Raw genomic sequence first — 11876 nt, forward strand, 5'->3', positions numbered from 1 at the left:
TCTCAGCGCGCGAGGGAGCGCACGTTGCCCGGCGCGGCCGGGTCGTGGTCCGCGGCGGTGTCGGTGTCGGTGTCGACGATCGCGCGCAGGATCAGGCCTCCCTGCAGCTTGACGATCCGGGAGGTCAGCGTCGCCAGGTAGCGGGCGCCCTCGCGGGGATCGAGCACGGTCCGCGGGCGGATGTTCAACGCGGCCTGCTTGACCTTGCCCGCGAGCTCGACCGGGCTGGGCTGGTACAGCCAGGCCGGCCCGGTCGGACCCTGCGGGCCCTGGACCCCGGGGACCCCGGCCGGACCGGGCGGCCCCTGCTCACCCTGCGGGCCCTGGGGGCCCTGCTCTCCGCGGACCCCGGGAGCACCCTTCTCACCGGCGTCGCCCTGGGGGCCCTGCAGGCCGCGCGGTCCCTTCTCGCCGGCCTCCCCGATCACGCCTTGCGGCCCTGGGGCGCCGGCCAGACCCCGCTCACCCTGGGGCCCCTGTTCTCCCGTCTCGCCGGGCGGGCCGAAGGGTCCGGCCGGGCCCTGCTCGCCCTGCGGCCCGACCGGACCCCGCTCTCCCTGCTCACCGGGGAGGCCGGCGGAACCCGCGAGGCCCTGCTCGCCCTGCGGACCGGTCGGCCCCTCCGGGCCCTGCTCCCCGCGCGGCCCGACCGGACCCGGGAGGCCCGTGTCGCCGCGCTCGCCGACGGGGCCCACGGGGCCCGTCGGTCCCTTCGGGCCGCGGTCGCCCGGCTCACCGGGCGGGCCGGCCGGGCCCTGGGGGCCCTTGTCCCCGCGCTCGCCGATCGGCCCGGCGGGGCCGGTCGTGCCCTTCGGCGCGCGGTCGCCCTGCTCGCGGGCGCGGCGGCTCACGCCCGGGCTGCCACGGTCGGCCTCGGCGACGGGGACACCGACCGGCGTCACCGCGGGCTCGTTCGGCGCGGCGCTCACCGGCCGGGCGGCCTTCGGCCTGGTCGCCGCCGGCAGCGGGCGTGTCGTCTTCGCCGGGTTCGGCTTCGTGGTCCTCGGCTCCTGAGCCATGGTGCGCTTCCCTCTCGACGGGTGATGCCTCCGCGGGTGGTGCGCCCGCGCCGGTCGTGTGGTCCGGGACGCACCGGCCCGCTCGACGGTCCGGCCGGTGCTCGGCCCACGGGCCCGGACCTCTTGGGGCGAGGGCCGGACGGGTCCGGAGCTACCCCCGCGGTTTCGCGCCCACACTCCCGATCCGGAGTACCGATTCGAGGATCGCGGCGCATTCCTGCAACGGCCGCACTGCGACGTGACCGTTCGCCGGGCCCTCGTGCCCGAGACGGCCGAGGCCGGACTCGGCCCAGCGACCGCACCGGGACGTTCGTGCGTGAGGCAGGTCATGCACGGCTCGACGCCGGGCGGCGTCCGCGGCGGTGTCACGCGGCGGCGACGCCCTTCGCGTCGTGCCGAATCGGCGGTACCACTGCGCCGCCTCGGCGATGCCGCGCCCGGAGACCGGGCTGGGCGGGCGGAGAGGGAGCCGTTCGACCTCGCTCGGGTGGCTGCCGCGGTTCAGAGTGTGGAAGGCACGGCCCGCTGGCCGGGACGCGGTGGAGCAATTCCGCGGGGAGCGGTTGCGCTGCACCGCGTTGCGGGCCCGCGTCGGGGTCCGCGTCGGCCTCGGACCGATCCGGTCGCATCCGGCTCGGACGGTCCGCGGACACGACCGCCGGCCCCGACGGCGGGCCGGGCTCGGGCACACGGCCCGTGGGTGCGGCGGAGCCGACGCGACGCCTGTCTGTCGACCCCAGTTGAGCGAACCGCTCGGAACGATCACTCGGAGGGACATCAGGACATGCCGACCTCGACCCAGTCTCACCCTCGGAACACCGCCGACGCACACACCGATCCACAGGCGGGAAGCGCACCGACGTCGGGAGCCCGCACGAGCGGCCCGCAGCAGGAGCGGCCGACCGGGCCGGAGGCGGGCCCGTCGATCGACCGGACCGCCGCCGAGCTCAGCGAGCGGTGGCGGGAGATGGCCGTGCAGACCGGGACCGCGATGCAGGACGTCGTGCGTCACAACCAGGACGCCGCCACCCGGGCAGCGCATGCGCTGGTCGAGCTGACCCTGCAGCTCAATCCGCTCGCCCTGCTCGGCGGGGCTGCCCGCACCGTGGGCACCGTCGACGCCGGACCCCCGGCCGGGGCTCGGGCCGTGGTCGACGAGGGCTTCCGGATGACCGAGGCCGCGTTGGCGACCCAGCGTGGCTGTGTCGACCAGCTGATCACCGCGCAGCGGCAGATGAGTGCGCAGATGGTGGCCGTCGGCGAGAGCCTCGCCGCACGGGCAGGTTAGGGACGTCAGGGGGTGGCGGCCGGTTCTCGCCGGCCGCCGCCCCGACCCGCTCGTCCGACTCGAACGGGCGCGTCATGCCGTATTGCGTCGCCAGTTCGAGTCGCCGATGGCGGTCATGAAGGCGTCGACCGCCCCCACGCGGTCGCCGCGCTCGTACATCTGGAAGACCGGACCGGACTGCTCGCCCCGTACCTTCGCCCACCGATACGGAACAGTGCCGTCGCGAACGGTCCTCGGTGCGGTGACGGTCAGCCCGCCGGAGGGATGTTCTGGTTGAGGTGGAACAGGTTCTCCGGGTCGTACGTGGCCTTGATCGCGCGCAGCCGGTCGTAGGTGCGCCCGTAGTTCTCCGGCGCGCGTGCGGCATCGTCGGCGGACATGAAGTTGACGTAACCACCCTCTGTGCCCGAATAGGGCTGGACCGCGTCGTAGTACTCGCGCGGCCAGCGGCTGTTGGCCTCGTCGTCGGCGGGATCGGGCCAGGCGGCCAGGATGACCATCGCGTACCGGGCGTCGCGGTGGCCGAACGCCGTCTCCTCCGGACCCACCCGGGAGACCGCACCGTTGAGCGGGTAGAGGTGCATCGTCGAGGAGACGGTCGGTACGCGTCGGCCCTGCTCGACATGGGCGGCGATGGCGTCGTCGGGCAGGTCCTGCACGTAGTTGGCCTTCCAGTACTGCCGGATGCCCTTCGGGAACAGCCCGTCGAACGCCGAGTTGAGCGCCGGGTACGGCATCGGCCCGACGAGCTCGGCCTTGACCTCGGCGACGTCGCGGAACGGCTTGATCGCCTGCTCACCCTGCTCCGGTCGCCCGCTCCAACAGGTGACCATGACGCAGAACAGGTCCCCGTGTCGCTCCTCCGGGATGAACGGCAGCGGCGGGGCGATCTGCCAGCCGAAGAACGCGCCGAGCTGCTCGGGAGCCTCCCGGATGTACTCGTCGTACACCCGCATGATCGCCGGCGCGTCCGCCACCTCGTAGAGCATCGGACCGCCGTAGATCGTCTCGACGTCGTGCAGGGTGAATTCGAAGGAGGTGACGACCCCGAAGTTCCCGCTGCCGCCGCGCAGCGCCCAGAGCAGGTCCTCGTTCTCGTACTCGCTCGCGGTGAGCAGTCGGCCGTCGGCGGTGACGACCTCCGCGCTCACCAGGTTGTCGCACGACAGGCCGCAGCCGCGCGCGAGATAGCCGATCCCGCCACCCAGCGTCAGCCCGCCGACCCCCGTGGTCGAGATGATCCCGCCCGTGGTGGCGAGGCCGTAGGCGTGGGTCGCGTGGTTGAAGTCGCCCCAGGTGGCGCCGCCGCCCACCCGGGCGGTCTTCCTGGTCCGGTCGACGAACACGTTGTTGATCAACCCGAGGTCGAGGACGACCCCGCCGTCGCAGGTGCCGAACCCGGGGCCGCTGTGGCCGCCGCCGCGGACCGCGAGGTCGACGCCGGCCTCGCGCGCGTAGTTCACGGCGGCAACGGCGTCCGCGGCCGCGGACGCCCGCACGATGAGTGCGGGCCGGCGGTCGTGCATGCCGTTGTGGACCGCGCGGAGCTCGTCGTAGCCGTCGTCCCCCGGCTCGACGACGGGGCCGCGTACCTGCTCGCGCAGTTCGGCGATCGTGGTCATGTCCCCTCCCTCGCTGGTGGCGCGGGCGACTGTCCCGGACGGGCGTTCCGGGAGCGTTCCCGATCACCCGGCAGGGCCGACAGCGTGGCGAGCGCGCGGTCGCGCAGCCACGGCGACTTCATCTCGACCGCCGTCCGGACGGCTCGCCCGGCCACGTCGACCGCGCCGCTCCGGTCATCGGAGGACGCGAGCAGCTCCGCGTCGATGCGCAGCAACTCGGCCGACAGGTAGCGCTGACCGGTGCTGCCGGTCAGGGCGAGTGCCTCCGCCACGATCGCCCGGCCGGCGGCCGGGTCGGCGCACAGGTGGTGGCCGCGGGCCAGCAGGCTGAGCCCGAACGTCAGGTGCAGCGGCTGGTCACCGCGCATGCGGTCGGTCGCCCTGCGGAGCGCGGCGAGGCCGCGGTGGTCGCCGTCGAGGAGGTCGGACCAGCCGATCAACAACTCGGCGACCACGGCGAAGTAGCCGATGTGCATCGTCGAGGTCACGCTGTCCAGGGCCGCCACCGCCGCGCGCAGGTCGTGGCCGACGGGCTCGAGGGCGGCCAGGACCGCCTCGAAGGCACGGACGTAGCCGGTGGTCATCGGGTGCTCGAGTTCGGTCGTCACCCGCAGCGCCTCCCGCATCGACCGGTCGGCCCGCGCCGGGTGGCCGCGGAAGAGCTGGGTGAGTGCGAGCCGGGACAGGCACACACCCAGGGGATCCTGCGCGTAGCGCGCGATGTGCTCCGAGGCGTCCTCGCGGCGGTACCGGGCGATCGCCTCGCCGAGGTGACGCTCGGCCGCGGCGAACTCACCGCGCCAGAAACTCGTCACGCCGAGGACGTACTCGCCCTCGACGCGGGCGGTGCGATCGAACCGCTCCGCGGCGATCAGCGCGTGGCCGTTCTCCTCGGCCCGGTCGAACCGGCAGCGGGCCACGGCGTGGAGCGCGAGCCCGCGCAGCAGCGACGCATCGGGACGCCGGCCCAGCCTGCGGTGCAGCGTGAGCGCGCGCTCCTGGCAGGGCCGGACCTCCGCCGCCCCGTACCCCAGCCGCGCGACCATCGGCGCGCCCATCGCGGTGAGCAGCCGCAACTCGGTCTCGTCGCGGGCCGCACTTCGCGGCACGTCGTCCAGCAGCCGCAGTGCCCGCCGGAGCAGCGCGATGCAGGAGTCGAGGGCGAACACCCGATAGGCGTGCCGCGCTGCGTGTTCGTAGGCCTCGACGGCGCGGGATCCCAGACCCGCGCCGGCGAAGTGGAGCGCGAGGCGCGCGCCGACCGGGCCGAGATCCGCGGCGTGCTGCGTCTCGATGGCCTCGGCGACCCAGCGGTGCAGCTTGCGCCGGCGGGCCGGGCTGATCGAGTCCAGCGTCACGTCGCGTAGCCGGTCGTGGCTGAAGTCGTAGACGGTGCCCCGGGCACGGACGATGTGCCGTCGCCACAGCTCGTCGAGATCGTCGGTCAGGTCGTCCTCGCTGCGGCCGGCCGCCGCGGCGAGCGTGGGCACCGTGAACTCGCGACCGATGGTCGCCGCCACCTCCGCCAGCCTCCGGGCCTCCGGCGTGAGGCGGTCGAGCCGGGCGCTGATCACGGCACGAACGGTGGGCGTCATCATGATCGGCCCAGCTGGGCGCGTCCCGAACCCGGCGCGCACGGCCTCGCTGATGAAGAGCGGGTTGCCCTCGGTCTCCTCGTGCAGCCGCGCCGCCGCCTCGGTGGGCATCTCCCGTTGCCCGACGAGGGTGGCCATCTCCGCGGTCGACTGCTCGTCGAGCGGTCCGAGGGGGATCACCGTCAGGGCGCCGGCCCGGGCGAGACGGCCGCGCAGCGTCGTGACGGGGTGCGCGTCGCCCACCTCGTCGTCCCGGAGCGTGCCGGTGACGAGTACCGGAGCCGACGGAGCCCTCTGGACCAGGTAGCCGCACAGGTCGAGGGTGTCGGCGTCGCACCACTGCAGGTCGTCGACGACGAGCAGCAGCGGACGGTGCACGGCCAGGAGACCGCGGACGACGGCGTCGAGGAGATGGCGGCGCCCGCCCACCTCGGCGGACGACGGAACGTCCTGGAGGTCGGGGCGCTCGGCGCGGAGTTCGGGCAGCAGGCGGGCGAGCTCGACCAGGCAGGCGTCGTCGAGGGTGTGCAGGCATGTCGACACGGGCCCGGAGCGCAGCCAGTCGATCACCGGACCCCACGGCGGCCGGCCCCCGGCCTCGTACGCACGCCCGTAGGCCACGGCGTGGCCGTCGGCGGCCGCGTGCCGGGCCAGTTCCTCGACGAGGCGGGACTTCCCGATGCCCGCCTCGCCCGTCACGCAGAGCAGCCGGGCACGGCCGTGCGCGGCCTGCTCCCACGCGGTGCGCGCCGCCTGCCACTCGGCCCGCCGCCCGACGAAGGCGGGCCCGGGGGACGGCGACCGCAGCTCTTCGACCAGGGCGACGGTCGCAGGTTCGGGCCGGACATCCAGCTCCCGCCGCAGGCCGTCCCGAAGCCGCTCGTAGGTCCGCAGCGCCTCGCTCCGCTCGCCCTGCCGGGCGTGGGCCCGCATCAACAGCCTGCTGGCCGACTCGTGGAGGGGGTCGAGCCGCAGCAGACGCCGGGTGTGCCTGAGGACGTCGTCGTCGCGCCCTCCGGCCTCGGCCGTGGCCGCCAGGCGGGCGAGCGCCTCGACAGCACGGCGGCGCAGCCGCTCGCGCTCCTCGATCACCCAGTCGTCGTCGAGCCCCGGCAGGAGATCGCCTCCGTAGCTCTCCGCCGCCCCGGCAAGATCACCGCGGGCCAGGGCGTCGCCGAACGCGGCCACATCGATCCAGGCCGACGGTCCGGCGCACCATCGGACCGCCCCGTCCCGGGTGTCGACGAGCGCCGGCAGGCCGGAGGTCGCGCCGCGGAGGTCGTGGAGGAGCTTGCGGAGGTTCGTCCGTGCCTGGGGCGCGCTCGAGTCGGGCCACAGCTCAGCGGCGAGGCGGTCCCGGGGCACACCGGAGCCGTGGGCGAGCGCCACCCGGGCCACCAGCCGCTGCATGCGGGGGGTCATGAGCGCGGGGGCGCCCTCTCCGCGCACGCTCGCGCCGACCTCGCCGAGGAACCGGATCACCACGGCCGCGTCCCCGGGGCGTCCCCGGACGATCGTCGTGTCCACGCTCTCCCCTCCCGTGGTAAGCCGCCCCATCGAGAGTGGACTGCTCGGCCCGGACCGAGCACAGGCCCGTTCGGCCCCCACTACGCGGACACTGGGCCGGTCACGGGTCCTGGGCTTCCGGCGGGGCGATCGGGGCGGGGGTGCCGCAGGGCGTCGATCTAGATCGGCGCGGGTGCTGAGAATCGGGCGGCAAGAGCGGCCGAGCCGGGGCCGGTCAGCTGGGGCAGGGCGACGACGCGCCCGCAGCAGACCAGCAGGAGCGCGGCGATGGGGCCGTGGACCTGCGGGCCTTCGCCGGCCGACCAGACAGTGTCGATGGCGGTCAGGCGAAACCCGGCCACCGCACGGGTCGCGGGGTGCGCGGGCGGCCATCGCATGGACAGCGCCCGGCTGGCGGCAGTGGCCGCGGCACGTGCTGGCATGTCGTGGCGGCGGCCGAGGGGGATGGGGTCCATGACGGCCGGGCGACCCGGCTGGTCGTCGGTCATGTCGGCACCTCCGTGGAGCGTGGACGGAGCACACCGGCCACGAGCGCCTCGATCTGCGGGTACGGGTCGAACGCCGGGTCGGGAACGGCCAGTTCGTGCAGGACGATCCCGGTCCAGTGGTTCATGGTGATCGGCGCGTCGCGTTCGGGGGCGGTGGAGCCGGCGATGCGCAGCCAGTTCATGAACCAGGTGTTGACGCGGGCACCGGTGGCCAGCAGCTGGGCCCGCAGCGACGGATGGATCCCGGCCTCGACCAGGATCGCGTACCGGGCCAGGGTCAGCGTGCGCTGCGGCCCGGTCGCCTCCTGCGCGAACACGGCCAGGGCGCGGGCGAACTCCTGGGCCGTGACGGGGTACGTCCTCGTCGCGAGGTCTTCCCAGTTCGCCCGTTCCCGGTCGGCGAACTGCTCCACCACCGCGTTGAGCAGGGCATCACGGGTGCGGAAGTGGTTCGAGGTGGACCCGCCCGCCAGGCCGGCGGCGGCATCCACCGCGCGGTGCGTCAGCCCGTGCATCCCGGACCGGCCGAGTCTATCCGGGCGGGTTCTTCCAGGCCTGATCGACGTGCTCTTGCGCCCGGTCGAGGGCCGCCTGCGCCGCGGCGCGAGGCGCGTCCGCAGCGAGCCGCTGCGCCGCCTGGGTTTTGCGGAGGTTGGCCAGCGCGTGAGTGACGGTCAGCAGGTGCACCCCGAGCGCCCTCGCCATCTCGGTCGGGTCGACACCCTCGTCGTCCAGATCGCTGAAAAAGGCGTCCCTCTCGTTCTGCGCCGCCTCGACCTCAGCGAGCGCCTTGTTGAGGCGCGCCTGTCGGGCGACCAGCTCGTTGCGCTGCTCATCGGTCAAGGGCAGACCAGGGGTCCGGCCCAAGCCGTCTTCGTTGTCGGCCATGCCGCAGGATGGTAGAGCGCAGTCGACCGCTGCACCGGCCGGAAGCGGGCGGCCCGCGCCCCACCCTCGCCGCCTGCGGGGCCGCGACCCCTCCGGGCGCTCTCGTCACGCGCGCAGCCCGACGGCAGGCGCGCCGGGCAGGAGCTACGGAGGCAACATCTCGACGCTCCACCGGCGGAAGTGCAGGAGGGCGTACCCGTTCGCCGAACGCAGGATCTTCACAACCTGTGCCTGCTGCCCGTCGCCGCGCACCGGGACGTAGATCACGTGGTGTCCGGCGTTCAGCGCGCGTTCATGGACGTGGAGCGCCTCGCCCTCGAACACCCCCCGCTGGAGGAACCGCACGAACCGAGCGCCCGGGCCATGCTTGGTGCCGGCGGGGTCCAACAGGCGCGCCCCCTCCGGCCCGCTGAGCACGTTCACCTTCGTCACGTCCAGCCCCGTCTGTCTGAGGCCGTCGACTGCGGCCTGGACATCTGCGTCGTCGTCGAGGACCGCCACGACCCGGCGCTGCGGGTAGAGGTAGAAGCGCCGCTCGTTACGACGGGGCTGCTGGCTCATCGACGCCTCCTTCCTCCCGGCCCGGGGCCTGCGGCGTACCGCGGCCGACCACCGCCAACCGCAGCAGTTGTCGCTGGTAGCAGCGTCCCGTTGAACAGCGCGGCCGTCCGGGAGGGCCCACGACGATGGGGTCCACAAGGACGGTCGCGCCGTCGCGGGTCCGATGGAGGATTGGAGACCCGCTGCCCCAGGAATTCCCGGCCGTCACACCGAATATCGTGCTGTACGGATTCGAGTGCTTGGCGTTCAGATTTCGGCACTTGAGCCGGCCCCCGGGGCGTCATCCCTCTCCCTTTGAGGCGCTCGCCGCGATGACGATGCTGTTCGGCTTCGGAGCCTGCGGGTCGTTCAGGTAGTCACGTCGGGTCACGCGACGATCAGGTCACCACGACGCCGGCTTCGACAGCGCCCACACGTCGACGAAGCACTTCGTGTAGATCGCGAACAGGTCGCCGGCGCAGGCTTCACCGTCGTCGACGCCACAGCGGTCGGCACCACCCCTGTCCTGGTCTACGCGGTGGATGTTCCTGCTGCAGGGTCCGGTGCTGCCGTTGATCGCGTTGGTGCGCAGGCGGCGCGCCCTGGTCGCCCAGCCGCGGTCGGTGCTGGTCGCGGGCCTGGGCGGAGGGGTGGTGTCGCTGGCGGCCTACGGTCTCGTGCTGGTCGTCCAGACCAGCGGCGCAACCGCAGCTGTCGGGGCGCTGCGCGAGACCAGCATCGTGTTCGGCGCCGCTATCGGCACCCGCGCGCGACACCGCGGCCGACCTGCTCGTCGACCGCGCCGCCGCGTTGGAGGCCTCGGGCTGGGGGAACCGGGTGCCGCTGTGGCAGCCCCGCAACCTGGCCTACTGGGTGTACCTGCTGATCGTGGGCCTCGGCGCGCTGATCTACGGCACGTACTTCACCGGCCAGTCCGGCTGGTACGGCCCCGCGCTGGTCGCGGCGGGCGTGCTGTTCGGCCTGTACGGGGCGCTGTTCTGGTGGTTCACCGTGCACATCGACCGTTACGCCGGCGTGCCGGGCCCGGCGATCGTCCTCGCCGTCGTGTGGGGGCGTTCGGGGCGGCGGGGGCGATCGCGTCCAACGGCAACACCCCGCTGATCGACCTGCTCGGCCTGGGGATCTCCCCGGAGTGGGCGCAGCTGTGGGGCGCCGGGATCGTCGCTCCGATCGTCGAGGAGCTCGCCAAGGGCGCCGGGGTCCTGCTGCTGCTGGTCCTGGGCCGGCGGGTGGTGCGCACCGCGTTCGACGGGTTCGTCCTCGGCGCCTTCAGCGGCCTCGGGTTCCTCGTCGTCGAAGACGTCCAGTACGCGCTCGGGTCGGCGGCGCAGCAGTTCGGGGCCGACCAGATCGGCAACGCACTGGGCACGATCGAGCTGCGGCTGGCCCACCGGCTTCGTCGGCCACATCCTCTACCAGCGCGGTGTTCGGCGCCGGCCTGCTCTGGTTCCTCGGCACCCCCGCCGAGCCACGGCGGAGGCTGCGGGGCCTGGCGTTCATGCTCGCCGCGATGCTGCTGCACGGGCTGTGGGACTCGGCGATCGGGATCGGGACCACGCTGCTCGGCGGGTCCACTCCGCTCGTGTTCGGCTACTGGATCGTCGTGGCCGTGCTGGCGGTGGCCACCGTCGTCACCGCCTTCCGGCTCGCGGTGCCGCGCGAGCGCGGGTTCGTCCGCGCGGTGCTGGCGCCGGAGGTGTCGGCCGGTGTGCTGACCGAGGAGGAGCTGGCCACCCTCTCCGACGACGCGAAGGCCCGCCGCGCCTACCGCCGCGCCGCCCACGGGTACGAACGGCGCCGCCGCCACCACCGCCTCGCCGCCGCCCACGAGCTCGCCGACGAGCTCGCCCACGCGGGCGGTGAGGAGACCTCTCGGGTGATCCACGCCCGGGAGGAGCTCGCCCGCTTCGCCTCGGCCTGAGGCGTACCGAGCGGGTCCGGCGGAGCAGGGACCGGACCGCGACGCCGACGAGGCCGGTGGCGGTCGCCGTCCAGGCGAGCAGACCAAGGGCGAGTGCGACAGCGGCGACCCAGTCCGGCAGGGCGAGCCCGAGCGCGTGGCTCATCCGGTGGGTGGGTGATCCCGTCGGCCCGGTTCGGGCAGCGCCCCAGACGGGGTCGTCTGCGTGCAAGTGGCGCCAACGTGGTGGTCGAGTTCATGGTCGATCCGCCTTTGAGCAGGGCCGCTGGCGGCATTCGGTGCGGTTCGTGCGGTCCGTCTCGACCTGCACCCCGAAGAGGTCGGGGGGCTTCAAGCTGGTGAGCCGGGCGAGCAACGGCTCGGGCGGGTGGAGCTGGCCGGATGCTCGGCGACAACCCGAGCGCGCCACAGCGGAAGCCAGGGCGACCATCGACCATGCCGGAGTTCCGGACCGCTGTCGGGCTGAGCCTTGCCGCTACCGACGGGAGTCGTCGAGGTACTGCAGCAGCTCGTGGGCTGCGAGCTCGATCTCCTTGTGGCCCCACTCGGCGGCGCGGTAGTGGCAGCTGATGATGCCCATACGGTGTATGCGTGTGTAGTCACCGAAGACGAAGGCATAGCGGCGCTTGGTGTCGTCGGCGGCGCCGTCGGTGAGGCCGAGGTGCCAGGAGCCGTAGTCGTCCCACGTGTGGGTCTTGAGATAGCGGGTTCCGTCGGCAGCGGTGGGTTGGACGTCGCCCCAGCGGCTACGCAGGACGTAACGACGGGCGTCGATGAGATGGTGTGCGTGATCGACCGCGGCGTCGTTGACCCGGTATTTCGGCATGCTCGTGATGGTGGCGTACCGGGGGCCTGCGTGCAGGGCCGCTCCTGTGGCGTCGTCCTCGCTGCGTGTTCCCGTTCGCGGGCGTCTGCTCGGCGAGGACACGTCCTGGATCCGAGCCAGACCCGCAAGCTCAGCACGAGC

At 73.7% G+C, this 11876-nt stretch carries 11 protein-coding genes and 1 pseudogene; 4 read left to right on the plus strand and 8 right to left on the minus strand.

All coding sequences use genetic code 11. The annotated features are described in order from the left end of the window. Window positions 1–2 precede the first annotated feature (2 nt). Window positions 3–1019, minus strand: coding sequence for a hypothetical protein (locus AB0B41_RS26775; RefSeq protein WP_358208030.1), 1017 nt, complete (start codon window positions 1017–1019; stop codon window positions 3–5). Between the two features lie 967 nt (window positions 1020–1986). Here AB0B41_RS26775 and AB0B41_RS26780 point away from each other — a divergent pair. Continuing rightward, a complete protein-coding gene (locus AB0B41_RS26780; protein WP_358208032.1) occupies window positions 1987–2307 on the plus strand; it encodes a hypothetical protein in 321 nt (106 codons plus the stop codon). A gap of 248 nt (window positions 2308–2555) precedes the next feature. Here AB0B41_RS26780 and AB0B41_RS26785 read toward each other — a convergent pair whose 3' ends face one another. The 6 genes from AB0B41_RS26785 to AB0B41_RS26810 form a co-directional block, all read right to left on the minus strand. Then, the gene (locus AB0B41_RS26785; RefSeq protein ID WP_358208034.1) at window positions 2556–3929 is read right to left on the minus strand and encodes an FAD-binding oxidoreductase; all 1374 of its coding nucleotides are present in this window, start codon (window positions 3927–3929) and stop codon (window positions 2556–2558) included. Continuing rightward, window positions 3926–7051 (minus strand): AAA family ATPase, encoded by a 3126-nt coding sequence (locus tag AB0B41_RS26790; protein WP_358208036.1) that lies wholly within the window; start codon window positions 7049–7051, stop codon window positions 3926–3928. Before AB0B41_RS26790 ends, AB0B41_RS26785 begins: the two co-directional genes overlap by 4 nt. Before the next feature lie 158 nt (window positions 7052–7209). Next, window positions 7210–7539, minus strand: a complete 330-nt coding sequence (locus AB0B41_RS26795; protein ID WP_358208038.1) for a hypothetical protein — start codon at window positions 7537–7539, stop codon at window positions 7210–7212. Continuing rightward, the gene (locus tag AB0B41_RS26800) at window positions 7536–8054 is read right to left on the minus strand and encodes a TetR/AcrR family transcriptional regulator (RefSeq protein WP_358208040.1); all 519 of its coding nucleotides are present in this window, start codon (window positions 8052–8054) and stop codon (window positions 7536–7538) included. Before AB0B41_RS26800 ends, AB0B41_RS26795 begins: the two co-directional genes overlap by 4 nt. A gap of 16 nt (window positions 8055–8070) precedes the next feature. Continuing rightward, window positions 8071–8427, minus strand: coding sequence for a hypothetical protein (locus AB0B41_RS26805; RefSeq protein ID WP_358208042.1), 357 nt, complete (start codon window positions 8425–8427; stop codon window positions 8071–8073). Between the two features lie 144 nt (window positions 8428–8571). Then, window positions 8572–8988 (minus strand): hypothetical protein, encoded by a 417-nt coding sequence (locus tag AB0B41_RS26810; protein WP_358208044.1) that lies wholly within the window; start codon window positions 8986–8988, stop codon window positions 8572–8574. An 816-nt stretch (window positions 8989–9804) separates the two neighbouring features. Here AB0B41_RS26810 and AB0B41_RS26815 point away from each other — a divergent pair. The 3 genes and pseudogenes from AB0B41_RS26815 to AB0B41_RS26825 all read left to right on the plus strand — a co-directional run bounded on the left by AB0B41_RS26815 (window position 9805) and on the right by AB0B41_RS26825 (window position 10909). Then, window positions 9805–10089 (plus strand): hypothetical protein, encoded by a 285-nt coding sequence (locus AB0B41_RS26815; protein ID WP_358208046.1) that lies wholly within the window; start codon window positions 9805–9807, stop codon window positions 10087–10089. Further along, window positions 10035–10310: pseudogene (locus AB0B41_RS26820) on the plus strand (PrsW family glutamic-type intramembrane protease); the annotation flags it as partial. The gene AB0B41_RS26815 and the pseudogene AB0B41_RS26820, both read left to right, overlap by 55 nt. A 101-nt stretch (window positions 10311–10411) precedes the next feature. Next, a complete protein-coding gene (locus AB0B41_RS26825; RefSeq protein ID WP_358208072.1) occupies window positions 10412–10909 on the plus strand; it encodes a hypothetical protein in 498 nt (165 codons plus the stop codon). Window positions 10910–11384: 475 nt separating this feature from the next. Here the strand turns inward: AB0B41_RS26825 and AB0B41_RS26830 are convergent, their stop codons facing one another. Then, on the minus strand, window positions 11385–11735 hold the full coding sequence (locus AB0B41_RS26830) for a hypothetical protein (protein WP_358208048.1): 351 nt from the start codon (window positions 11733–11735) through the stop codon (window positions 11385–11387). Between the last annotated feature and the right edge of the window lie 141 nt (window positions 11736–11876).

Source organism: Pseudonocardia sp. NPDC049154, assembly GCF_040648315.1.
Classification (GTDB): Bacteria; Actinomycetota; Actinomycetes; order Mycobacteriales; family Pseudonocardiaceae; genus Pseudonocardia.